The organism is Clostridium fermenticellae, from assembly GCF_003600355.1.
Classification (GTDB): domain Bacteria; phylum Bacillota; class Clostridia; order Clostridiales; family Clostridiaceae; genus Clostridium_AV; species Clostridium_AV fermenticellae.
The window spans coordinates 378444-404413 of record NZ_CP032416.1 but is presented as its reverse complement, the minus strand read 5'-3'; the positions used below and the strand labels follow the sequence as shown (position 1 = coordinate 404413).

The window sequence follows — 25970 nt, the reverse complement described above, 5'->3', positions numbered from 1 at the left end:
TCTACCTACCCTCTTCTGATATCTTTTGAATTATTCCGAGCGAGAAAAACGTTATTAACATGGAACTTCCACCATAACTTACAAGAGGTAATGTTACACCTGTAAGTGGAATTGCATTCATAACTCCTCCTACAATAACAAGTACCTGAGAAGCTATCATTGCACTATATCCTACTGCTAAAAGCCTTGAAAACACATCACTGCCATATACAGCTGCCCTCATACACCTATAGAACAATAAAAAAAACAATATTATTATAGCAAAGCCCATTAGTATTCCCAATTCCTCGCATAAAGCGGCATATATAAAATCAGTTGTATTAACTGGTACATATTCAGGGTGTCCAAGTCCTAGACCCGACCCGGTAAATCCGCCGGATGCAATAGAAAACATTGACTGAACAACTTGATAACTCTTACCACTTGCATACGGCCATGGATTTTCCCATATAAGAACTCTTGCCCTAACATGATCAAAAATATGATAACTCACAAACGCTCCAACACAAAATAGCCCGAAACATATAGCAACATATTTAAATTTGGAAGTAGCTATATAAAGCATCGTTATTGAAATTCCAAAGAATATCAAAGCAGATCCAAGATCCTTTTGTAATACCATAAAACCAATACATACCATAACTACTATTCCAGGTTCTATAAGATTTTTAAACGACTTATAATCCTTAAGTGCCGCCGCCAGATATGCAACTAAAAACAATTTTCCAAACTCAGATGGCTGAAATTGATAGCCTGCTATTACAATCCAGTTCTTAGATCCGTTTATCTCTTTGCCCATTAAACTTCCTAATGACATAAATAATACTGTAACTATAAGATAAAAGTACTTATACTTACCAAAACTTTTTAAACTGGGGAATAAAACTACAATTAATATAAACCCGGTTACACCAACTGCAAACCATATAATCTGCTTTATAGAATACATTATATTTAATCTATAAATCATAACCATACCTATAACAGATAATATACTTGAAAAAATAAATATGTATTTATCTCCATCGGAGAAAAATTTCCTTATTATAAAATATGAGTAACCAATAAGTATACACGTGACTACAGCCATAACAATGGCTCCCTTATCATATGGCTGTTTTAAAATAGCCAGATTAGCAAAACAAACTATACATAAAAGATACGTATACTTGAGAAGTTTTTTTTCATCCTTGCTAGTATCCAATTTATCACCACCAACTTTAATTAATGAAATGTTTTATACAAAAACTTATTCTACCCTATAACCTTAAACGAGGTGTTACCTATTCTAACCTCATCTCCGGCCTTAATATAGGTTTTTCCAGTAACTTTTGTTCCATTAAGTAACGTACCATTTGTGCTATGTAGATCTTCTAATATATGAGCATTGTTTCTTGAATAAACTCTTGCATGATAACCGGATGCATAAGGATCATCAAGTACCAGTAAATTATTACTTTTTCTTCCTATGCTAATCTCACCTCTTATTGGAATAACTGCACCTTTTCTTAAATTATTATTATTCCCTGGATTTACTATTTCAAGACCAAAAGATCTCCTGGTAAGTCTTTTGGATTTTCTTCCGCCATTCTTTATGTCTTTATACATTATCCTAAGAGCTACCATGATTATGATATATATAATAGCAATTATTACAATTTTAAATATCAAACTCAAACTACTCAAATCCATATAAATCACCTTCTTACACTTTGTTTTTCTATATATCAATAATAACAAACAAAAGACTAGCAGTAATATAGAGTATATTTAGCTAGCCTTATATTAAATTATAACATTTTTTTTAAATATTGTCCTGTATAAGAACTGTGATTTTCAACTATTTGTTCCGGTGTTCCACTGCAAATAACAGTACCACCTTTTTCTCCTCCCTCAGGTCCCAGGTCAATTATATAATCAGAACATTTATAACGTCCAAATTATGTTCAATAACAACAACTGTATTTCCACCATCAACAATCTTCTGAAGTATATTTATAAGCTTATTTACATCATCTATATGAAGTCCAGTGGTTGGTTCGTCTAATATATATAGGGTTTTCCCGGTACTCCTTTTTGACAATTCATAAGCAAGCTTTATTCTTTGAGCTTCTCCACCTGACAACTGAGTTGAAGGCTGACCTAATTTTACATAACCCAATCCAACATCCATGAGTGTCTGTAATTTATTCTTTATTCTAGGTATATTTTCAAAAAACTTAAATGCTTCTTCAACAGTCATATTCAAAATATCATTGATATTTTCATCCTTATATTTTACTTCAAGCGTCTCTCTGTTATATCTCTTGCCCTTGCAGACCTCACAAGGTACATATACATCGGATAAAAACTGCATTTCTATTTTTATAATACCATCGCCCCTGCATGCCTCACATCTGCCGCCTTTTACATTGAAGCTAAATCTTCCAGGCTTATACCCTCTCATCTTTGATTCAGATGTACTTGCGAATACTTCTCTTATTATGTCAAATACACCGGTATAAGTTGCAGGATTTGATCTAGGAGTTCTTCCTATCGGACTTTGATCTATATTTATAATCTTATCAATATTTTCTATTCCCGTTATATCCTTAAACAGCCCGGGATTCTTCTTGGATCCATTTATCCTCTTGTTTAATCCCTTATATAATATTTCATTTATAAGAGTACTCTTACCGGATCCAGAAACTCCTGTAACACATATAAATAAACCAAGAGGAAATTCTACATCTATATTTTTAAGGTTGTTCTGCCTTGCACCCTTTACGACTATACTTTTTCCATTCCCAATTCTTCTTTTGTCCGGAACATATATTTTCTTTTTGCCACTTAAATACTGCCCTGTTAATGATTTTTCACTTTTTACTATATCATTAAGAGTCCCCTTTGCCACAACTTCTCCACCATGTTCTCCAGCTCCAGGTCCTATATCAACAATATAGTCAGCTTCTCTTATAGTATCCTCATCATGTTCAACAACAATAAGAGTATTTCCAAGATCTTTTAAGTGTTTAAGTGCATTTATAAGCTTGTCATTATCTCTTTGATGAAGTCCTATGCTAGGTTCATCAAGTATATAAAGTACTCCAACAAGTCCTGAACCTATTTGAGTTGCAAGTCTTATTCTTTGCGATTCACCACCTGAAAGTGTTCCAGCTGCTCTTGCTAATGTTAAATAATCAAGACCTACATTTATCAAAAAATTCAGCCTGCCCTCCAGTTCCTTGAGTATCTGACCGCTTATAATCTCATCTTTTTCAGACAATTCTAATCCCTTTAAAAATACCAGTTCATCCTTTATTGACATTTTACAGAACCCGGATATATTTAAACCTCCCACAGTTACTGCAAGAACTTCGGGTTTTAATCTTGCTCCCTTACATTTAGGACATGGATTGTCACTCATATAATTTTCTATTTCCCTTTTTATATAATCTGAATTGCTTTCCATATATCTTCTCTTAAGATTATTTATTATTCCTTCAAATGAGTGGTTAAACTCCATAGTTCTTCCCTCTTTTGAATATGTAACTTTTATTTTTTCGCCATTAAGTCCATAAAATAATATATTAAGAACATCTCTTCCGAGTTTATCCAGAGGAGTCGTAAGCTTAAATTTATACTTTTTAGACAAAGCCTTGAGAACGCTGAAGGTCCATGAATCCTCCTTTAAGCTTCCACTTCCAAGTGGCATAAATGCGCCTTCTAATATACTCTTACTCCTATCTGGAACAACTAGATCTTCATCTATTTCCATAAGAGTACCAAGTCCATCACACATATCACATTTTCCATAAGGGGAATTAAATGAAAACAATCTTGGGGCAATTTCATCTATACTTATACCACAATCAGGACATGCAAATTTCTCACTAAAAAGCATGTCTTTACCACCTATAATATTTATAATTACAATACCATCAGATAATTTTAATGCAGTTTCAATAGAGTCAGACAGTCTGCCCTGCATACCATCCTTAACTATTAGTCTGTCTATTACAACCTCAATGGTGTGTCTTATATTTTTTTCAAGCTTGACATCGTCTTCTTCAAGGTCAAAAATTTGACCATCTATTCTGGCTCTAATATATCCGTTTTTGACTATACGCTCTATAACCTTCACATGCTGACCTTTTCTGCCCTTTATAACAGGAGAAAGCACCTGAATCTTGCTTTTCTCAGGTATCTCCATAATTTTATCAACCATTTGATCTACAGTTTGCTGTTTTATTTCTTTACCGCATTTCGGGCAATGCGGAATTCCAATTTTAGCATATAGAAGTCTTAAATAATCGTATATCTCAGTAACTGTTCCAACTGTAGAACGTGGATTCCTACTGGTTGTTTTTTGATCAATTGATATAGCAGGTGACAATCCTTCTATGTACTCCACATCCGGTTTATTCATTTGCCCAAGGAATTGTCTTGCATAAGCTGAAAGTGACTCAACATATCTTCTCTGACCCTCAGCATACAGAGTATCAAACGCAAGAGATGATTTCCCTGAGCCTGAAAGCCCGGTAAATACTATAAGTTTATCTCTTGGTATTTCAAGGTTTACATTCTTTAAATTATTAACTTTAGCACCTTTTATTACAATTTTATCTCTCATACTGACCTATACACCTCATTATAAAGATTTAACCTTTTAGTTATCTCTCTATATTATATAAGAACATTTGTTCTTTGTAAAAGTATTTTTTCACTCGACTTTTTTCTGCTTTTTAAGTTTATATATAATATTTCTAATTTCAGCTGCCTTTTCAAATTGAAGCTCTTTAGCAAACTGTTTCATTTCCCTTTCATATTTCTTGATTAGTGTATCTATATCTTCATTATTCGCCTTTACCGCATCTTCTAAGGTATTATACTCCTCTTTTTCACGAATAACAGTAGTTGCTTCAATTATATCCCTTATACCTTTATTTATTGTAGTAGGAGTAATCCCATTTTTCTTATTATATTCCATCTGAATTTCTCTTCTTCTTCTGGTTTCCGTTATTGCCTTATTCATTGAATCTGTAATCACATCCGCATACATTATAACTCTGCTCTCTGAATTTCTTGCAGCTCTGCCTATAGTTTGAATAAGTGACCTTTCAGACCTTAAAAAGCCCTCTTTATCTGCATCAAGTATTGCAACAAGGGCAACCTCAGGAATATCCAATCCCTCTCTAAGAAGATTTATACCTATTAGTACATCTACCTCGCCTTTCCTGAGTTCATTTACAATCTTCATCCTCTCTATTGTATCTATATCTGAATGTAAATATGTTGCCTTTATATCAAGTTCTTTAAAATAATCAGTTAAATCCTCTGCCATTTTTTTTGTAAGAGTTGTAACCAAAGTTCTAAACCCACATTTAGTAGTTTCCTTTATACTTGAATACAAATCATCTACCTGTCCCTTAATAGGTCTAACTATGATTTCAGGATCCAAAAGACCTGTGGGCCTTATTATCTGTTCTGCTATATTCTGAGAATTTTTAAGTTCATAATCCGATGGTGTGGCGCTTACAAAGACTACCTGATTCAATTTTTTCTCAAACTCACTAAACTGCAGGGGTCTATTGTCAAAAGCTGAAGGAAGCCTGAATCCATAATCTACAAGTGAATTTTTTCTTGATCTGTCACCAGCATACATAGCCCTTACCTGAGGCAAAGTAACATGGCTTTCATCTATAAATAAAAGATAATCATCCGGGAAATAATCAATTAGTGTCTGAGGTGGACTTCCCTTTGCCCTTCCATCTAGTATCCTTGAATAATTTTCTATTCCACTGCAGTAACCAACTTCTCTCATCATCTCTATATCAAAATTAGTTCTCTGCTTTAACCTCTGCGCTTCAAGAAGTTTATCATTAGATACAAGTTCTTTTAATCTATCATCAAGTTCCTCTTCTATGCGCTCTATAGCTATTTCAAGTTTGTCTCTTGATGTAACAAAGTGAGATGCCGGGAATATATGTACATGATTTCTTTTTCCTGTAACTTTTCCTGTTACAACATCAAACTCTTTTATCTTATCTATTTCATCTCCGAAAAATTCTATTCTAACAGCTTTATTAGTAAAGGAAGCCGGAAAAATATCTAGTACATCACCCTTTACTCTAAAAGTTCCCCTGACAAAATTTATCTCGTTCCTTTCATATTGTATTTCCACAAGCCTTTTTATTATATCATCTCTATCTTTTATCATTCCCTGCCTTAAAGAGATTGTAAGTTTACTATATTCCTCAGGATTACCAAGACCATATATACAAGATACAGATGCTACAACAATAACATCCTTTCTTTCAAACAAAGCACAAGTAGCTGAATGTCTTAACTTATCTATCTCATCATTTATTGAAGCATCTTTTTCTATGTAGGTATCAGTTTGGGGTACATACGCTTCCGGCTGATAATAATCATAATATGATACAAAATATTCAACGCAATTTTCTGGAAAAAACTCTCTAAATTCTGAACATAACTGGGCTGCTAAAGTCTTATTATGTGCAAGTACTAATGTTGGTTTTTTAACTCTTTCTATAATATTAGCCATAGTAAATGTTTTTCCGGAACCTGTAACTCCAAGAAGCGTTTGAAACTTATCCTTTTTATTAACTATACCATTCACTATACTATCTATAGCCTTAGGCTGATCACCCATAGGTTTAAATTTAGAGTGTATTTTAAATTCGTTCATAACTATCTATCATCATCCCCATCTTTCTTATTCTTAATCTTTTCAAGTATAGTATCAAATTTGGATTCACCCACCTTAATCACTGTACTGTCTCTAGGAATGGAACGAGGTACAAATACTATTCCAAGTCTTTTTTGAGGATTCATTTTATTATATGTCAAATCCTCTATTTTACCTGTTACCCTTTTAACCTTAAACCATACAAAACTTGATGTTTCTCTAATAGCCTCAAATACCTTATTTTCATCTTCTATCTTCATATTATTCACTTCTATTAATAAATCACCAGTTTTTATTCCCATTTCATTTGCAGGAGAATTAGGAGCTACCTCAAGTACCATTATTCCATCTTCACTGCTTATATACTTTGGTTTACCCTTTACCTCAAGGTATCGTTGTAATATAATCATTGCCTCATGAGCAGCAGGTGCAAATACAATTACTAATATCTTAAAAAAGATATTAAAAGCCGCTAATCGTGCAAGTCCAAATAGAATTAAACTGTATAATAACGTAATCCCACCAGACATATGTGCTTTTTGTTTTTTATTCCTGGTAAATGTCACACTATTATATCCAAGGACCCCATAAAATGGTATAAGTGAAATTATTGCATTTTTCAACACATCTGTTGAAATGGATCCCTTTAAAATAGGCCACCAATTTGGCATTGGCGTATGAGAAGCTGAATTCAAAGTATTTGGATCTACATTATGTAACATAAATAATATTGCAATTGGAATAATCCAATATCTCTGGAGAGCAAATCCTCCTATTATTCTACCATCTTTATTTGTAAATACAGGTATGTATCCGGTATTACCATCTATAAATACCAAAATTCCCTCTACAAAGTGCAGTACCGCTACCATACTCATTACAGATACTATATCCAAATTTATAAAATTCAAGTCCTGATTTTGAGTAAGATATGATGCATATGTAAGAATAAGACTGATTGCTCCAAGCAGCGATGCTGAATACGAAAAACATATAAATTTCGGATTAAAAAACATTAAAACTATTGACAATAAAAATATTAAATCAATCGGCGAATTTTCATCAAATACTATTCCGCAGTAAGACATTATTATACTAGCTAAAGCTCCGGCAAATATCCCCATTACTATCTGTGATATGGTAAGTTCCAGCGAGGAATTTATAGGTGAACCTATTATCATTTTCTGCATGACAGTTGTTCTCTTATTTTTTCTGTATAAAAGTATTCCGAGTATAGTCAATATAATAATATAATATGGATTTGTAAGTGCAAATGCAATTGCCTTTAATGTATATAATAAAATTGTCATTAAAATTATTTCCCCTCTCCTTAAAATAATACCCATAACACATTTATGAATATTAAAATTAAGTTAGACAGAAAGTACATCTGCCTAACAAAAATAGTCAAATCTATTTAACTTTACTTTCGGCTATTTCAAGAGCCTTAGAAAATTGAGGATCTTCACTTCTGTTATATTGCTTTTTAAGAAGTTCCTCTGGATATTTTACATTTACATCTGGTTTTATTCCTATATGATTTATATTTACCCCATTTGGAGTATAATATTTTGCAATTGTAACTTTAAGTGAAGTTCCATTGCCAGTATTAAACATAGTCTGAACTACTCCTTTTCCAAATGTCTTTTCTCCAACTAAAGTTGCAAGTTTATAATCCTTAAGGGCACCTGAAAATATCTCTGAAGCACTTGCCGTACCGGCATTAGTAAGTATTGTAACTGGCATTCCTATAGCTTCTCCTCCTGTTGATTTATATTTCTTACTACTTTTATATTTATCTACAGTCGAAACTATTACTTTATCTTTAGGAACGAAATTTGAAACCATATCAACACACTCATTAAGCAGTCCACCTGGATTTCCTCTTAAATCAATTATAAGTGACTTCATACCTTTATCCTGAAGTTTCTTCAAATTTGACTTAAAATTATTTGCTGTATTTTCATCAAACATAGAAACCTGTATATATCCTACTTTATTGTTTATCATCTCACTCTTCACAGTGACTGTATTTAATTTAGCTCTCTTTAATTTAACATCAAAGGTTCCCTTACTTGATCTATATATAGTCAAAGTAACCTCCGTATTTTCGTTTCCCTTCATCATCGAAGCCGCTTTATCCAAATTTTTTCCACTTACAGCCTTGCCATTTACCTTTTGGATTTCATCCTTAGGCAATATTCCTCCTTTTTTCGCCGGGGAATCATCAAGAACATCTGCCGCTATTACTTTATCTCCACTGGCCTGAACTACAATTCCAACCCCACTATATTTTCCTTCAGTTTCTGTATTAAAATCCTCATTTTCTTCCTTATTCATAAATACAGTATAAGGATCATTTAATGCTGATGTCATTCCTTTAACTGCTCCTTCAACTAAATCAGACTCATTAATTGGCCCATCATAATATTTATAAAGTGCATTTTTAACTTGAAATAGTTTTTGAAATTTGTCAATTTCATAGTTGCTTTTTATGTAAGCTCCAGTTCCCAGCATAGTTATAACATTAGTTACTATTACTATAGCTACAGCTAATGATATCCATTTCTTTTTATTATTCATTTTTACACCTCTTCACTATAACCTTCTACTGTATATTATTTATATAAACCTTAAATAATTATAACATTAAAAAAAATATTTTTGTAATAAATTAAAAGAAGGCCAAAAAGCCTCCTTTCATTTGTAAAGAAATTATATTTTTCTGCTCTTCTTCTATACTGCAAGAAATTTTCTCATAGAAATAATACTTCCAATTGAACCAATAACGGCTCCAACTACAATAAATAAAAGTAATACAGTTGTTATTACATAAGTTGGACTTATTAAATTCATTACTATAAGTCCTGATGAAATCTTAGCATATGCCAATCTATATAAATAGAACAGTACAACATCTGAAATTATTCCTCCAGCTATACCTATAATTATACCTTCTATTATAAAAGGCCACCTTATAAACCAATCTGTAGCACCTATATATTTCATTATCCCTATTTCTCTTCTTCTTGAATAAACTGTAAGCCTTATAGTATTTCCTATGAGAAATAGCGAAACACCGGCCAATATTATAAATATTATACTTCCCACCCATTTTATGGTCCTTATTATGGATATAAGTTTATTTACAATATCTCTTCCATCCTTAATGCTGTCTATTCCACTCATTCCATTTACACTCTGTACAACATTTGAAACTACTTCAGGGTCATTAACTCTAACTATATAAGAACTAGGCATTGGATTATTTTTATCTAATCCATCAAGCAATCCTTTATTTTGTTCGCCAAGCTGCGTTTTAAACTTCTGCATTGCATCAGATTTACTCTCATAGTTTACATCAACTACACCATTTACTGATTTAAGCCTGTTTTCCAAATTCTGCTGATCAGTCATAGTTATGTTATCCTTCAGATATATTTTAACTTCAACCTTAGATTCAACTTGAAGAATCCCCTGTTTAACATTAAGTACTAATATCAGGAATATTCCCAAAATAAAAAGGGTTGCTGCAACAGTTGCTGCAGATGCAATACTTATAGTTTTATTTCTCTTTAAACTTTTTAATGCTTCAGATACAAAAAATTTAGATGTACTAATCATCATATCCGTAAACACCTCCTTGCTCGTCCCTGATTACTACGCCCTTTTCTAATGCTATTACTCTTTTCTTCATACTATTAACAATTTCCCTGGCATGTGTAGCCATAACTACTGTAGTTCCTGCCTTGTTTATGTCATTTATTGTATCAACTATTCCCATGGCAGTCTCCGGATCCAAGTTTCCTGTTGGCTCATCTGCAATTAATATAGACGGACTATTTACAATAGCTCTTGCAAGTGAAACCCTCTGCTGTTCTCCTCCAGATAACTGATTCGGAAAAGCCTTATACTTATTGGCTAATCCAACAAGAGATAAAAGCAGTGGAACTTTTTTTCTTATTTCTTTTGCAGGTGCCTGTACTACTCTCATAGCAAAAGCTACATTCTCATAAACATTTAAAGTAGGAATCAATCTAAAATCTTGAAATACAACTCCAATCTTTCTTCTGTAATATGGTATTTCCCTTCTATTTAAATTTGTTATATCCATATTATTTACTATAATCTGTCCATTAGTAGGCTGAGTTTCCTTTAAAAGCATTTTTACAAAAGTAGATTTACCAGCTCCGCTTGGTCCAACTAAAAATACGAATTCACCTTGCTTTATTTCTACATTTAAATTAGACAATGCAAATACGTTATTATTGTAAATCTTACTTACATTTTTAAATTGTATCATCCAAACCTCTCCTTATACTTATATAAAAACCGACTGTTTTTTACAGTCACATATGTATTATAACATAACAGTGTATTAAATTAACCCACAATGTATAAATTTATTATTAATAATAAATCGCATATATAGCATATAATGCATTCATAAATAAAAATAGGATACATCACCATAGCATTTTAAGGTAATACATCCTATCCTTATCTATAATTTATAATCCATTATCCTATTTTTTAAGTGTTAATCCTTTTTTAACAGCATTAACTATATCTTTAGCAGTTAAGCCATACTTTTCTAGTAACTCTGCCGGTTTTCCGCTCTCTCCAAATGTGTCTTTTATACCTACTCTTATTACTGGAGTCGGGCAATCTTCACTTAAAACCTCGCATACAGCCGAGCCTAAGCCACCTATTATGCTGTGTTCTTCCGCAGTTACCACCAAATGAGTTTCTTTAGCTGAATTTATAACTGCTTCTCTGTCTATAGGTTTTATGGTATGTATGTTAACAACCTTAGCTTCAATGCCTTCCTCAGCCAATATATCATGAGCCTCTAGAGCAGCACTTACCATTATACCTGTTGCAAAAACAACTGCATCCCTGCCTTCTTTTAAAGTAACAGCCTTACCGATTTCAAAATCATAGTTAAGATTATCATTTATAACGGGGACTGCTGATCTTCCAAGTCTAACATAGCAAGGTCCATTAAACTCTGTCACTGCTTTAATTGCCTTTTCGGTTTCAACAGCATCGCTAGGACAAATTACTGTCATATTCGGAATACTCCTCATAAGGGATATATCTTCAACTGACTGATGAGATGCTCCATCTTCACCTACAGTTAATCCAGCATGAGTTGCACATATTTTTACATTTAACCTAGGGTAGCAAATCGAATTTCTTATCTGTTCAAAAGCTCTTCCAGTTGCAAATACAGCAAATGTGCTTACAAATGGTATTTTATCACAAGTTGAAATGCCAGCTGCTACCGTCATCATATTGGCCTCTGCTATCCCCATATTTACAAATCTTTCAGGACATACTTTTTTAAATTCTGCAGTTTTAGTAGACTTAGATAAATCTGCATCGAGTACAACTATCTTTTTATTTTTTAGTCCTATTTCAGCGAGAGTTTTACCATAAGCTTCTCTTGTAGCTATCTTATTACCCATTACTCTTCACCTCCGATTTCTTTCAAAGCTATATCACATTGTTCCTGATTAGGTGCGGAGCCATGCCATTCAACTTGATTTTCCATAAATGATACGCCTTTGCCTTTTACGGTTTTACATACGATAACAGTTGGTTTTCCCTTTGTCTTCTTAGCCTGTTCTATAGCATCAATTATCTGATTAAAATCGTGTCCATCAATTTCTATAACATTCCATCTAAATGCTTTAAATTTATCTGTTATTGGTTCAGCTGACATAACTTCTTCACATGGTCCATCAATTTGAAGTCCATTATGATCAACAAAAGCTGTAAGATTATCTAATTTGTATTGAGCAGCTGCCATCGAAGCTTCCCAAACTTGACCTTCTTCAAGTTCTCCATCACCAAGTATGAAGTACACTCTATAATTTTTTCCATCTATTTTTCCGGCTATAGCCATACCAACTGCAGCCGAAATTCCCTGTCCTAGTGAACCAGTAGACATATCTATTCCACTAACTTCATTCATATTAGGGTGTCCTTGTAAAGTAGAATTAATCTTTCTTAGTGTCTTTAATTTTTTAACGTCAAAAAATCCTCTTCTGCAAAGCACACTATAAAGTGCTGGTGCTGCATGACCTTTAGAAAGTACAAATCTGTCTCTATCAAGATCCCCTGGATTTTCAGGATCAATATTCATTTCGTTAAAATATAGTGTAGTTAAAATCTCTACAGAAGATAATGAACCTCCTGGATGACCTGAAGCTGATTCTGTTAGCATAGTTATTATATCTTTTCTAATAACCTTAGCCATTTGAGTTAATTCTTCTATACTTTTTTTCACAATCCTAACCTCCTTAAAGCATACAATCAAGTATTATTTTATCACAAAACAAAAGTTTTATATATAAACCGGGCACATAAATAAGGGTTTATGAAACATAAACCCTTACATTAATTTGCTATTGTAACCCTATGCTTATCAAAAGTGCATCATCAACCTTTTTCATGTCTGACTCTGTCATATGACCTATTCTTTCTTTTAATCTTCTCTTATCTAAAGTTCTTATCTGTTCCAGCAAAACTACAGAATCTTTATTAAGTCCATAGGCCTCTGATGAAATCTCCACATGTGTAGGAAGCTTTGCCTTATTTATCTGCGACGTAATTGCTGATATTATTACAGTGGGGCTATATTTATTACCTACATCATTTTGAATTATAATTACAGGTCTTATCCCACCTTGTTCAGAGCCAACTACAGGGCTTAAATCAGCATAGAATATATCTCCTCTTTTCACTATCGTTGTCATCTGCCAAATCACTCTCCGAAAGCTTTGCTTCATATTCTTTTAATTCCTTCATGTCACTTGCAAAGCCCATTTCTGCAAATTCCAAATTAAGTTTTGCCATTTCTTTATAACCACTTTCCATTTGCTCTATCTTACTTAATCTTTTTTTCTCTTTAATATATAATATGATGGCTTCTCTAATAAATTCACTTCTTTTTTTGCAATCTTCTTTTAGTGCCTTATTAAATTCATTGTAAAGTGTTTCTGAGAGGTCGACTACTAATCTTTTTGAATTTGACATATAAAAATTAATACCTCCTATTAACTTAAGCGAAAATATATACATATAAATTATATATCCAGGGTTACAAGCATGTCAAAGAAATTATAACTAATTTCTACATTATTCTACTTGTAATTTAATATATAAATCACTTATATTACCATTTACGTTATGTATCTTTACACAAAAACAATATGTATTCGCTGTGTTAAATTAATGAAGGCTGTATTTATAATAAAGTATAATATAATAATACAGTTAACCATATTATTATATTACACATTCAATGGTTATTATATACATACTAAATATAATATCATCTAAGCCAAATTTTAAGATCTGCAGGTCTCCCCGTAAGCTTGAATTCATCAAATTTATTTAGTATCAAAAATACGCTTACTAAGCTTCCTATTAGGATCAAATGATAAATATTCCACTTTGATGTTTTCCTTACCCTTTAAGCCATAAACATACAAATACTTAGGAACCTTATCAGACAATCTAATATATAAATCAGCGCTGCTCACATTTTTATTGTTTCCAGGAATGTCCAGACTCACGATTTGATATTCCTCATTATTCAATTTTTTAAATGAATTCTTTATATTTTCATCTGTATACAATAAAGTTATGTAATATGCAACAAAACTTAATTTGAATATACTATCGGAATCTTTTCTGGTAGTATATTCATTATTGCTTTTTAAGTCTTTTACAAACACATTCTCATCTTTATAAATATATATTCTGTTATTTCCAAGGTTGAACCTTAATCCATATGTCTTATCATAGAATTGCTTTCCACTATAAGTCACTGTTTGCTTATCATTTTTCATGCTTATGTTAACATTGCAAACATAGCTGTCCAGGTTTCTGATATACTTTAAATTTTTTTCAGCATCCCTATCTTTATTTTCACATCCAATCTGAAATACTGCAATTAAAAGACACAAACTAATTAATAATACTCTTTTCACCCTACTCCTCCAAAAAAATTACTATAGTATAAACTACCAAAATCAACCTACAATAACTTCTCATATCTTTTATTACTAATATATATTATGTTATGTGTCTTTATATTCTAAAGATGAGTTATTCAGCTTAGAAGTTCTTTAATTGCAAACGGAATTTGATCTATTATATGACTTGCATTTACAGAATACATATTCCTGGATAATTTATCCCCACAATATCCATGTAAAAATGCTCCAATATATGCAGCCTCAAGAGGGTCATATCCCTGTCCTAAAAGTGATACTATAATACCAGTTAAACAGTCGCCCATTCCTCCCGATGCCATAGAACTATTACCTGTAGGATTTATAAAAGTTCTATATCCATCGGTAACCACAGTATTATATCCTTTCAAAAGCACTACTACATGATTATCTCTTGCAAATTTTTTTGAAACATCAATTCTGTTTTCATTTATGTATTCCACACTGAGTCCTGTAATTCTAGACATTTCTCCTGCATGCGGGGTAAATATAAATTTACATTTACTTTTTTTTATTATATTAAGCTTTCCACTCAAAACATTCAGGCCATCTGCATCTAATACAACATCACCGTCATAGTTAAATATGACCTTTTTAAGCAGATCTAAAGTTGCCTCACTATTTTTAAGTCCCGGTCCAAAAGCAACAGCATCACATTTTTTTAAGAGTTTTAACATATCTTGATCATCATCAGTTGAAATTGTCATAGCTTCAATAAGTTTAGAGGACAAAAGTTCCTGAATGTTTTTACTGCAGCATAATGTTACAAGTCCAGAGCCACATCTAACTGCTCCTTGTGTACATATATAAGCTGCACCTGTAAATCCGGCAGAACCTGCAAAAATCATAACTCTTCCATAATCGCCTTTATGGGAGTATTTATCTCTAACTCTAAGATCCCTCTTTATCATATAGCGATTTGTTATAAAATCATCTTCTGTAAATTTATCAACTGCAAACTGTGGTATTCCTATATTCTTAACACTTATCTTCCCGGTAAATTTGTCTGCTCCATAGCTTAAAAATCCTTTTTTATATAACCCGAATGTCACAGTCTCATCTGCTTTAATGCAATTCCCAAGTATTTTGCCTGTATCACTTTCAAATCCGGAAGGAGCATCTATAGCTACAATATACTTGCCATATTCGTTGACAAGTGTTATAACAGAGTCAAAAATTCCACTTATATCCCTCGAAAGGCCTGTACCAAACATAGCATCAACAACAATATCACTTTGAAGTATTGCTTTCCCTAAAACATCAATATTTTCCTTAGAACTTACATTTACTGCATTTACTCCAATGTTTTTCAAAATATTATAATTAACTTTGCAATCATGACTCATCCTATCACTATTTCCAATTAAAAATACATCTACGCACTTTTTCATAATAGTAAGATGTCTTGCTACAGAAAATCCGTCACCACCATTATTGCCTTTTGAACAAATTATACAGAATCTATCAAACTTATCCAGCTTAAGATTCTCTATAACTTTTAAGGCAGCATTCTCCATAAGAACTATACCCGGTATCCCTAGTTCCTCTATGCAATAACTATCTATCTTCCTCATTACATTTACAGTCGCAATCTTCAAGTTTATCAACCTCCATTACAGCATAGGCTACAGCACTATCTAAACCATGAGATATACTTACATGTATCTTGTATTCTCCATATTTTTGTGCTATAAGCTTTGCCTTTCCTTTTAATACAACGGTAGGTTTTCCAGAAGCAGTCCTATCGATTTCAATGTCTTTGATCTCAAAGCCGCTGAATCCAGTACCAAGAGCTTTCGAAACGGCCTCTTTAGCTGCAAATCTTCCTGCAACAAACTCCGGTCTCAAATTCCTTCTTTTGAAGTACTCCATTTCATTTTTAGAAAAATTTTTTTCTAGAAAATTCGAATGTTCTTCTAATACTTCCTTAATTCTTCTAATCTCAACTATATCGATTCCAACACCAAATATCAAAATATTCACCCCCATATTTACTATAATAAATTAAAATCAGTTATTTTAAAAGCCAAATTTATAATAGTATAAAATAAAAAGAGGATCTTGCCCTCTTTTTATTTATTGGATATTAATAATTAATACACATGTTTATCTTATCATCAAAATCTATTATATATTCATCAATATATTCTCCAAGTACATCTATAAGATGTATAGGAGAAACGCCATTATTATACAGCATTTTAAGAAGATTATATACCTTGTATTTTTGTGGACTTATATTTTTAACAAAATCTTTCTCCGAGTTTATAATTTTATTATCCTTTAAATCCTGTCTCTCAATTTCTATACCATAACATTCTAGTTCCAAAGCTTGCTTCTTATATGTAATCATCACCTTATCTTTTAATAATTTATAAATATAGTTATACTTTATCCCCTCAAATTCATTAACCTTAACCAAACTTTCTATTACCATATTTTTTCCCCCCATGACTAAGTGATAAAATAATATTATCACAACATCTAAAAAAAATATGTCATTTCATGATAATGAAAATTATAAGATTATCTATCTTATATGACATCAAAAATTATCTATTATCATATCAGTCATTTTTAATATTTTGTTAATACAACTATTTACTTTTTTTTATTATAATCTTCTGTCGAAATTAAAAATTATATAGACTATAATTTTTTTTAGTGAATAAATTGATGAAATTCTTACTCTTTAGTCCCACACTTGGAAACAAAAATCGCATTTATTTCTCCACCGAGCAATATTATGATTGACATCAAAAAAAGCCATGTTAAAAATACAATAACTGCACCAATACTGCCATATAAAAGTGAATAATTAGTAAATGTATTAACATAATATGCAAATCCAATTGATACTAATATAAGTCCTATTGTAGCAAAAAATGAACCCGGCATAACATCACTCCAGGCAAGTCGTTTACTGGGAGTATAATGATACAGCGATGCAAAAATAAATATAGTAGTTGAAATAATTATTGCATATCTTGCAAAATTCCAAATTACTTTAAATTGGTATGAAAAACCGTATTTACTTGCAATTGAATTCCCTATTATTTGTCCAAACACCAATAAAAATATTAAAATTAATATCATTACAGTAAGTTCAAATGTAAACAATATACTTATTAATTTAAGTTTAAAATAGCTTCTATTTTCTTTTTCATCATATGCCTTGTTAATTCCCTTTATAACTGCATCAAAACCTGATGACACAGACCATATTGTAAAAATCAAGCTAAATGACATCAAATTGCTTTTCCTCGAATCGACAACTTCAATAACAGTAGTTTTTATAAGATACAGTGCTTCGTCCGGGAGCAGCCTATCGAGTCCATCCAATACATTTCCACTGCTTATTGGACTATATCCAATAAGTGTCATAAGAAATATCATAAATGGAAAAAAGGCAAATATAAAACCATATGCCAGCTGAGAAGACAGTGCCAATATGTCATCATCAAAAAATCTAAAAATTAAATTTTTAATACACTGAACACTTATGTTTTTCACATTTTCCTCCCAAAACCTATTTTTAACTATTATGTGTAAATAACATCATTTCAATACCAACATGAAATGGATATATTGCGATTAAGCATTGATCATAGATATACGGTTATAAGGACAAACTTAACTCACACCGCAGAGGTATACTCACAAACTTTGGCACCCTAAAAAAGTTTTAACATCTCTAGGCTTGCCTTTTAAAAATTTAAGCAGATTATATAAACTTAGCTTCGCTCAAACATATATAATCTACTAAAATTTTTCTAAAAGGCTTCGCTAAGAGATGTAAAAAACTTTTTAGATGTGCCTTCAGTTTCCAGGTATACCTCTGCGGTGTGAGTTAAGTTTGTCCTTATAAGTTATATACTTAAATCAATAAATGCTTTATATATTAATAAAAGTATATAAATAATTATATAACTTTATGTAAACTTGATAAATATGATTTCTCCTTTAAGGGTTTATGGCGATAGCCATATTGATTTATACTATAATTGCAGTTTTTAGACATCTGTTAAGATAACTAAAAAAGTCTGAATAACCTGTAATTCAGATAGTATATTCAGAACCTTAAGATCTTTTTGGGCATAAAAGATATTTAACTTAAATTTTAGATAAATGAAATGATTCCAGGACGGTTAGTCCTATTGAATTATTTAAATTTAAATGTGAGTTTTACTATATACCCGGGAAGTTAATGTCCTAATAATTAAATTAGTACAGTCATTACTATAAACTTAAAAAAGGAAGGCTGTAAGCCTTCAAACCCGTTAGGGTACTCTGTCCTTCTTATGAAAGGCAGGTTATTTTAGTTTTAAATATATTTAATCTTTTACCGGGAAAAATTTCGTTATTTATTATAATTTCTGTAGTTTTAAAATATCCCTCCGGGATTAATGTTATATATACAAGGACTACGTCCGTAAAACCTTTATAAAGAGAATACAAGGTACTAATAATATTTTTGAAATGACTATTGCTATGGGAATTAGAATAACCTGGCAATATATAAATGATGCTATACTACTTAGGACTATAGGTAAACACGATAAAACTTTAAGTAATCCATAACTGTAAATATTATTGATTGCTTGAGGTTTTCACCCTTCAGCACGTAAATACATTGTACTACTATATTATCAGTAATTATGGAGTCTTAAACTTACTTTTATTTTTATCAAAATCATATTGATGATGTCTACCTCTTAGTTGAATTATAGTATATAATTAAATAAATGTTATTTTATACTATTTATATAAAATATACCAATTGTGGAGAGGTGAAATATATGAAGCATAAACATATTAAAGTAATATTTGCGTGTTTCATTGTTATAGTAATATATATTATATCAGATATTTTTACTCATTCAACAATTGAAAGAACTATAAGAGCAGATTTATTTTTTAAAGGATATATTGTTAAAGCATTTAAGACAAAAATATCTAAAAGACCAATTCCGGATCCTCAATATGGTACTCTATATATTTGTAATAACCCAGCCATTGGTCCGGATTCATATAAAATCAATATGAAATATAAATATTTTGGGAAAATTAAATATTGGTATGTAAACCCTGCTGGTACTGGTGGAGGTTAAATATTAAAATAAAAATCATAGGAAGATATTTTATATTTCTCTATGATTTTTATCAATATTATTAGCCTTAGTATCTACATAATTTCTTTATAAAGAGAATACAATCATGGAAATTATAATGTAAGTTGGCAAATACTACACAAGAAAATGAGTGAGATTACAGAGATTTAGCACCATTATCAAGTGCAGGTAATCCTAGTATTTATGATTGAATTTTCTATAACTTAACCCATCAACTAAATATGATTTTATTACTTTCAGTATTTCCTCTTCTGTGAACTCATCCATATATCTTGCCAGGTTTTTCACAGCCTATCTATTTTAGATTTTAATTTTTTATGAGATTGCAAATCTACATATTCCATATTTATTTACAGGACATATACCACATAACGGATTAATACTTTTGCATATAGCCGCTGCAAAATCAAGTATAGCATATGCATACTGTCTGGAATTTTCAGTATCAAAATATGCAGAGGAATATTCTATAATTTCTTTTTTTCTTCGAATTTCACCTTTCAAATTCAAATCCAGAATTCTATTAAAAATTCTTGCAATATTGGTATCAACTACATATTCTCTCTTTTTAAAAGCACAGTTCATTACCATTCCCGAAACATATTCTCCGACACCTGGAATACATAAAAGATCATCCCTCGTATCAGGTATTTTGCCATTATAATTATGAATAATAAAACTTGCAGCATTTATAAAAACTTTGTATCTATCCTTTAATCCTAAAGATTTTACAATGCAATTAACTTGCTGTGGCTTTGATTTTGCCAGAGAATATATATCCGGATAGACTTCTATAAATCTTTTATATACATCTTCAACCTGCTCAGCTTTCGTCCTTTGAAGCATCATTTCAGATACTAAGATAAAATACGAATTATTTGTTTTTCTCCAGGGGAACTTCCTTTCATTACTATGCCACCACTCGTATATAAGATATTTAAACATATCTATTGTTTCATAAATATTAAATACATATTCTTTCAAAGCTTATTTTCCCTTTCTAAAATTTATAAAATATTTTCTATGATAACAATTACTATATTATATCTTTAACTCATAATATACAATTTTCATATGCCGCACTTTAATACCTTTAAGACATGAAATTTAAACAATATAATTTTAGATTATTTCCTGATTACCAATTATAGCATTATATTGATCAATAGATTTTTAGATATAACTCTGATATACTAATACATAATAAGATTCCATTTTTATTAAAATATAGGGGGTATTATGGATACAGTTTTAGAAAATGCTATAAAAATATGTTCTGAATCAAAACTATCATTCTGTAAATTTATTTCTCCTAACGATTGTGGATTAACAGGTGGACATCAATGCGGTATTTATATACCAAAACATTCTTACAAATTACTTTTTGATAAACCCGGAATAAAAGGTAGCAATCGTGAAAGATTTGTAAAAATATACTGGCAGGATACATTTCATACTGAAAGTTGCTTTAAATACTATGGCAAAAAAACTAGAAATGAATATAGAATAACAAGATTCGGCCGTGGATTTCCTTATTTAAAAGATGATCATCTAGGTGATCTATTTATTATATGTAAAAAATCTGAAGATTTTTATATAGCCTACATGTTAGAAACTGAAAATGATATTAATAGTTTTCTTTCTAACTTTAATTTATCACCAGTCAATACAAATGCTATTATAAAGGCAAACGTTGATGTAGATATAGACGATATACTTAAGGAATATGTTAATAATTTAGCCGTTGACTTTCCCTCTACACAAGAAATATCTGACGAAGCTCAGAATATTCTATTTAAACTTATGAAAAAAGATACTGAAATGATTAAAGATCCGGACAATATATTAATTGAATTAATTAGCATGGAATACAGGATATTTAAAGCAATTGAAAGTGATAGATATAATTATATTTTAACAAAATCATTTGATTCTATTCAGGAATTTATAACCTGTGCAAATACACTTTTAAATAGAAGAAAAAGCCGTGCAGGAAAATCTCTAGAACATCATTTAAAAACCATATTTATGGCTAATGGTTTAAAATTTACCGAGCAGGCTATTACAGAACAAAATAAAAAACCTGATTTTATTTTTCCAGGGCAGAAAGAATATCATGAACCCGATTTTAATGAGGACAGGCTTATTTCACTTGCAGCTAAAACTACATGTAAAGATAGGTGGAGACAGATATTAAATGAAGCTAACAGAATAAGTACAAAACATTTAATCACACTTCAACAAGGTATATCTTCAAATCAACTAAATGAAATGTATGAAAGTAATGTGGTACTTATTGTTCCTGACCCTTATATAAAAACCTATCCCAGGGAATTCCAAAATAGGATTATGAGTTTAAAAAATTTTATCGACTATATAAAAAAAATACTTACTTTATAAAAACAATAAGTCCCTGATTCAGAGACTTACTGTTAAAGTGCTTCCTGCAATTGTTTTTGCAAATTATTATTTAATTTTTCATCATTAAGTACATCTATTATTTTACCAGCAACAACTTCAACTACTGGAACTACAACAGAATTACCAAATTGATGATATGCCTGTGTATTTGATACCTCGATAATAAAATCTTTTGGGAATCCCATCAATCTGGAGCATTCTCTCGGAGTTAATTTTCGAGGATTTTTTCCCTCCTGTGGTATCAATATCTCGGATCCATCTTTATGATACCTAGCACTTAACGTTCTTGAATGGCCATTAATATCAGCCAGGCCATATCCAAATCCATTTCCTTTTGCTTTATGCTTCTTTGCATATTCCTGTAAATAGCTCCACAACCTATCGCTTAATGTATATTTGTCATCAATTTTTTCATCTAAAATATCTTTTAATATAGGTTGAGGTATATTCGGTTTTTCAGGAAAACTAAATTTAATATCTTCCCCATAAATTTCTGTATTAAATCCAACTATAAAAATACGTTCTCTATGCTGTGGAACATAATCAGCAGCATCAATAACTTTATAAAATACTTTATATCCGAGTTCATCAAGTGTATTACGTATTATATTAAATGTTCTTCCTTTATCATGTGTAATAAGGTTCTTGACATTTTCTAACAAAAAAGCTTTAGGTTTTACCGTTCTATTTGTATTTTTATCAATATATCCTTTTAAAATTCTAGCAACTTCAAAAAATAACGTTCCCTGTGTCTTATCCAGAAATCCTGTAGGTCTTCCCAGACTATTCTTCTTTGATACACCTGCAAGAGAAAATGGCTGACATGGAAACCCCGCTACAAGAATATCATATGGAGGTATGTCTTTTACATCAACCGTTCTTATATCTCCAACCGGCTTACTACCAAAGTTTTTTTCATAAGTAATCTGACAGTACTTATCCCATTCACATGAAAAAACACATTTTCCTCCAACTTTCTCAAATCCAATTCTTGTTCCACCTATTCCTGCAAACAAATCAATAAATGTAAATTTATGCTTTTCAGCCTCTACACTATCATCATACGGATGATCTTTGAAAGTAAAATTCTTTTCTATATTTTCTAATATGTATTCTTGCATTGTACTTTTCTTAATCTTTGCCATACTTTTTATTTTACTATAAAGTTCCTCATCAACTCTTAAATGTATTTGTTTCACAAAATTCACCTCCTGGGAATTATAGTATACCTAATAATACTATAATTTAACCCAGTAAGTCAAATAGAACTTTTCAACCGTTTGTGTCAAGTTCTAGTGGGCAATTTATTTTTTAAATTTTTTACCGGTACTAAAACTGGCACATGCTATTTTGTTCTCAACTACATGGGCGTCTTTACTGCCATTTCCTTTTTTTCATCCTTCATAAGTTATTCCAGGCTTAAGTTCTTTCTTTTTTGATTTACCTTTCCGGGTTTATCTTTTCTCTGTATATTTAACCATATTCCGTTCTGTTCTTGAAATAAAGCATTAACCTCCGGTCCAGGTGCAAAAGTACCTCTTTTAAAAAGTTATTTTCAAATAACCTCACTTTTATTTTTATCAAAACTTCCTTCTTTTATACAAAGAAAGAAGTCTGCCTATAATTTAATTTTATAACACTCCGCTGATTATTGTATACTACATATTTATTGTCATAAATTATAACATCACCAGATGCATATTTACTATTGTTTTTGACCCATTTTCAGTCATCCACTGATTTGTTGCTAATATAATTTTGGAGACATAAAAAACTGAATACATTAAAATATAGATAGATACTGTCTGAGCCCTGCGAATTTATATAATCTGCTTAAATTTCCAAAATACAAGCTTAGAACTGTTAAAACTTTTTATATAAAATTGTTTGCAAACTATGCAATAATTATTGTACAATATTTACATAACGAGTAGCTTTAATAACGTAAATCCAGTTATTAGAGCTGCTTTTTTTATTCTAATTATTATGGAATTAATAATAAGGAGGAAAGAAAATTTAATGAAAAAAACAGTAAAATTCAAGACAAAAATTAACACAACAGCAATTTTAGCAGTATTAGCATTTAGTGCATTTATAGCTTTATTTAACGAAACTATATTAAATATTGCGTTAAATATCCTAATGAATGAAATGAACGCAGCAATTGGTTCATCATTATTTATAGGCATTATGTCAGCTTCACAACAAAAAGCTTTAAATAATTCAGTTTCAACTCAAACTGCTGTTGCTGCTGGATTTAGTGCAGCAGTATTGGCCCTAGCAGGGTTTGTTTTAGTGGGATTTTGTTTGTCATTTACTTTGGGATTTAAAAATGAAAAATTATCATTTAATTTAAGTCACAAAAATACTAAAAATAATAGGCTTTCTTAAAAGATAAAGTTGTATGATCAAATTTTAAAATCAAAATAACTTACCCCTCATGAAAAAAGACGATAATAAAAGGTTGCATAGAAGTATTGGATATATAGCTCCCCGATAATATGGGGAGCTATCAAAAAGAACCTCTACACAAAGTTTTATATACAAAATTATTACTTCATTCGCCTTTTTCCCTTGAAATGTATGTACAGTTCCACAAAACTTATTTACCCAATTGTCAATATCATTTTGATCATAATTCGGATAATGCTTATACAATGCTTTTTTTAGTTTTAATTTGTAATCTTACAGTTCCATCTCATTCAAAATATCTTTTAACTTCTTTAATTCATCATTTGTTAAAGTTACTCCCTTACCCATTTTCTTATGTTCTGGATCCCAATCTCTAATATCAAACTTAGGTGCTTTATCATTCCAGCTTATTAGATTTAACTCTTTCCTCCAGCCTTTTGGCGATTCTGAAAAGGCTCCTATAGTTTCTTTTATTTCATATTTTATATCTGACATATGTATACCTCCATTTAATCTTCTATTGATATTAAACTTAAATCAAGTAATGCTATAGATAGCAAATTTACTTTCCTAACTTTTAATTTAACTATTCTTTTTTGTTTTTCCTTTTTCTCTTCCCTCAATAATTTTCAATTCACTATGAAAATTATGTAGTGTTGAAAAACGATATTTAGCTTCTATTTTTTCACGTTCCTTTATTGCTGAATAAACATATCTCTTAACATATGCAATAATTTGCTTGCATATTATGAGATAGTTATTTCTTATAATTCTCTGTTGACTCTTTGAAACTCCATCACTATCTTCAATACCTACATTTACTATATATTTACTATCATTTACTATCAATATCTTTCTATAATCCAAACCAGCATTGGGTCTTGTATTAGAAGGCACAGGATAATCTATAATACCAAATTTCCTTTCTCCTTCCATGGTGCTCCTTAAGGAACTAAAAAAGTATTTCCATCATAAATAACACTTAGAAACAAATACATTCTTTTGAACTGCTTTGTTGGATTATTTGGATCTAACATTTCTACAAAATCAGAATTTTCCTCAAAATACTGCTTGTCCAAATGAACATATGAAATATTATCATCTAATTTGCCCACTATATTTCACACCCTAACTGTATAATATAAAAGGAACATCATATAATGAATGATGTTCCTATAGATTCACTTTTTTCGGTTTTTATTTAGCCAGGCACTTCCGACAAACGCCTCAAACTTTATTTTTAATGGTTATATTGTATAATATTATTACATTTAAATCAATATATAT

General features: G+C 30.9%; 24 protein-coding genes and 1 pseudogene. 3 read left to right on the top strand and 22 right to left on the bottom strand.

The window, feature by feature from the left end; translation table 11 throughout:
• Position 1: 1 nt before the first annotated feature.
• The 17 genes and pseudogenes from D4Z93_RS02060 to D4Z93_RS01980 form a co-directional block, all read right to left on the bottom strand.
• The gene (locus D4Z93_RS02060) at positions 2-1204 is read right to left on the bottom strand and encodes an FtsW/RodA/SpoVE family cell cycle protein (RefSeq protein WP_119970097.1); all 1203 of its coding nucleotides are present in this window, start codon (positions 1202-1204) and stop codon (positions 2-4) included.
• 50 nt (positions 1205-1254) lie between these two features.
• Entirely contained in the window at positions 1255-1692 is a 438-nt protein-coding gene (locus tag D4Z93_RS02055; RefSeq protein WP_119970096.1) for an FHA domain-containing protein, read from the bottom strand.
• A 98-nt stretch (positions 1693-1790) separates the two neighbouring features.
• Positions 1791-4612: pseudogene (gene uvrA / locus D4Z93_RS02050) on the bottom strand (excinuclease ABC subunit UvrA).
• Positions 4613-4702: 90 nt separating this feature from the next.
• A complete protein-coding gene (uvrB, locus tag D4Z93_RS02045) occupies positions 4703-6691 on the bottom strand; it encodes an excinuclease ABC subunit UvrB (RefSeq protein WP_119970095.1) in 1989 nt (662 codons plus the stop codon).
• A 2-nt stretch (positions 6692-6693) separates the two neighbouring features.
• Positions 6694-8001, bottom strand: coding sequence for a PDZ domain-containing protein (locus tag D4Z93_RS02040; RefSeq protein WP_119970094.1), 1308 nt, complete (start codon positions 7999-8001; stop codon positions 6694-6696).
• 103 nt (positions 8002-8104) lie between these two features.
• Positions 8105-9274, bottom strand: a complete 1170-nt coding sequence (locus D4Z93_RS02035) for a S41 family peptidase (RefSeq protein WP_119970093.1) — start codon at positions 9272-9274, stop codon at positions 8105-8107.
• A gap of 153 nt (positions 9275-9427) precedes the next feature.
• Positions 9428-10318, bottom strand: coding sequence for a permease-like cell division protein FtsX (gene ftsX, locus D4Z93_RS02030; RefSeq protein ID WP_119970092.1), 891 nt, complete (start codon positions 10316-10318; stop codon positions 9428-9430).
• Positions 10308-10994, bottom strand: coding sequence for a cell division ATP-binding protein FtsE (gene ftsE / locus D4Z93_RS02025; protein ID WP_119970091.1), 687 nt, complete (start codon positions 10992-10994; stop codon positions 10308-10310). The genes ftsX and ftsE overlap by 11 nt, the downstream gene beginning before the upstream one ends.
• A gap of 223 nt (positions 10995-11217) precedes the next feature.
• On the bottom strand, positions 11218-12162 hold the full coding sequence (locus D4Z93_RS02020) for a transketolase family protein (RefSeq protein WP_119970090.1): 945 nt from the start codon (positions 12160-12162) through the stop codon (positions 11218-11220).
• Positions 12162-12986 carry a transketolase gene (locus D4Z93_RS02015; protein ID WP_119970089.1) on the bottom strand — a complete coding sequence of 275 codons (825 nt, stop codon included), beginning with the start codon at positions 12984-12986 and terminating at the stop codon, positions 12162-12164. Before D4Z93_RS02015 ends, D4Z93_RS02020 begins: the two co-directional genes overlap by 1 nt.
• Positions 12987-13104: 118 nt before the next feature.
• A complete protein-coding gene (locus D4Z93_RS02010) occupies positions 13105-13455 on the bottom strand; it encodes a type II toxin-antitoxin system PemK/MazF family toxin (protein ID WP_119970088.1) in 351 nt (116 codons plus the stop codon).
• Positions 13415-13735 (bottom strand): CopG family ribbon-helix-helix protein, encoded by a 321-nt coding sequence (locus tag D4Z93_RS02005; protein ID WP_119970087.1) that lies wholly within the window; start codon positions 13733-13735, stop codon positions 13415-13417. Before D4Z93_RS02005 ends, D4Z93_RS02010 begins: the two co-directional genes overlap by 41 nt.
• A 356-nt stretch (positions 13736-14091) precedes the next feature.
• Entirely contained in the window at positions 14092-14694 is a 603-nt protein-coding gene (locus tag D4Z93_RS02000; RefSeq protein ID WP_243105971.1) for a germination lipoprotein GerS-related protein, read from the bottom strand.
• Positions 14695-14816: 122 nt separating this feature from the next.
• Entirely contained in the window at positions 14817-16316 is a 1500-nt protein-coding gene (locus D4Z93_RS01995; RefSeq protein WP_119970086.1) for an NAD(P)H-hydrate dehydratase, read from the bottom strand.
• Positions 16276-16692: a holo-ACP synthase gene (gene acpS, locus D4Z93_RS01990; RefSeq protein ID WP_119970085.1), complete on the bottom strand. Its 417-nt coding sequence runs from the start codon at positions 16690-16692 to the stop codon at positions 16276-16278. Before acpS ends, D4Z93_RS01995 begins: the two co-directional genes overlap by 41 nt.
• A 112-nt stretch (positions 16693-16804) precedes the next feature.
• Positions 16805-17155, bottom strand: coding sequence for a DUF6514 family protein (locus D4Z93_RS01985; RefSeq protein ID WP_119970084.1), 351 nt, complete (start codon positions 17153-17155; stop codon positions 16805-16807).
• A 248-nt stretch (positions 17156-17403) separates the two neighbouring features.
• Positions 17404-18231 carry a YihY/virulence factor BrkB family protein gene (locus D4Z93_RS01980; RefSeq protein ID WP_119970083.1) on the bottom strand — a complete coding sequence of 276 codons (828 nt, stop codon included), beginning with the start codon at positions 18229-18231 and terminating at the stop codon, positions 17404-17406.
• Positions 18232-19517: 1286 nt separating this feature from the next.
• Here D4Z93_RS01980 and D4Z93_RS01970 point away from each other — a divergent pair.
• Entirely contained in the window at positions 19518-19829 is a 312-nt protein-coding gene (locus tag D4Z93_RS01970) for a hypothetical protein (protein ID WP_243105970.1), read from the top strand.
• Between the two features lie 336 nt (positions 19830-20165).
• Here D4Z93_RS01970 and D4Z93_RS01965 read toward each other — a convergent pair whose 3' ends face one another.
• Positions 20166-20834 (bottom strand): HhH-GPD family protein, encoded by a 669-nt coding sequence (locus D4Z93_RS01965; protein ID WP_119970081.1) that lies wholly within the window; start codon positions 20832-20834, stop codon positions 20166-20168.
• A gap of 255 nt (positions 20835-21089) precedes the next feature.
• On the opposite strand from D4Z93_RS01965, the gene D4Z93_RS01960 reads away from it, so the two are divergent.
• Entirely contained in the window at positions 21090-22250 is a 1161-nt protein-coding gene (locus D4Z93_RS01960) for a type II restriction endonuclease (RefSeq protein ID WP_119970080.1), read from the top strand.
• Between the two features lie 32 nt (positions 22251-22282).
• On the opposite strand, the gene dcm is transcribed toward D4Z93_RS01960, so the two are convergent.
• Positions 22283-23470 (bottom strand): DNA (cytosine-5-)-methyltransferase, encoded by a 1188-nt coding sequence (gene dcm / locus D4Z93_RS01955; RefSeq protein WP_243105969.1) that lies wholly within the window; start codon positions 23468-23470, stop codon positions 22283-22285.
• Between the two features lie 820 nt (positions 23471-24290).
• Between dcm and D4Z93_RS01950 the strand changes: the two genes are divergently transcribed.
• A complete protein-coding gene (locus D4Z93_RS01950) occupies positions 24291-24662 on the top strand; it encodes a hypothetical protein (RefSeq protein WP_119970079.1) in 372 nt (123 codons plus the stop codon).
• Between the two features lie 294 nt (positions 24663-24956).
• Here the strand turns inward: D4Z93_RS01950 and D4Z93_RS01945 are convergent, their stop codons facing one another.
• The 3 genes from D4Z93_RS01945 to D4Z93_RS13125 form a co-directional block, all read right to left on the bottom strand.
• Complete coding sequence (locus tag D4Z93_RS01945) at positions 24957-25178, bottom strand: YdbC family protein (RefSeq protein WP_119970078.1); 222 nt, start codon at positions 25176-25178, stop codon at positions 24957-24959.
• 87 nt (positions 25179-25265) lie between these two features.
• Complete coding sequence (locus D4Z93_RS01940) at positions 25266-25619, bottom strand: hypothetical protein (RefSeq protein WP_119970077.1); 354 nt, start codon at positions 25617-25619, stop codon at positions 25266-25268.
• A gap of 8 nt (positions 25620-25627) precedes the next feature.
• Positions 25628-25798, bottom strand: coding sequence for a hypothetical protein (locus D4Z93_RS13125; protein WP_162920231.1), 171 nt, complete (start codon positions 25796-25798; stop codon positions 25628-25630).
• Positions 25799-25970 lie beyond the last annotated feature (172 nt).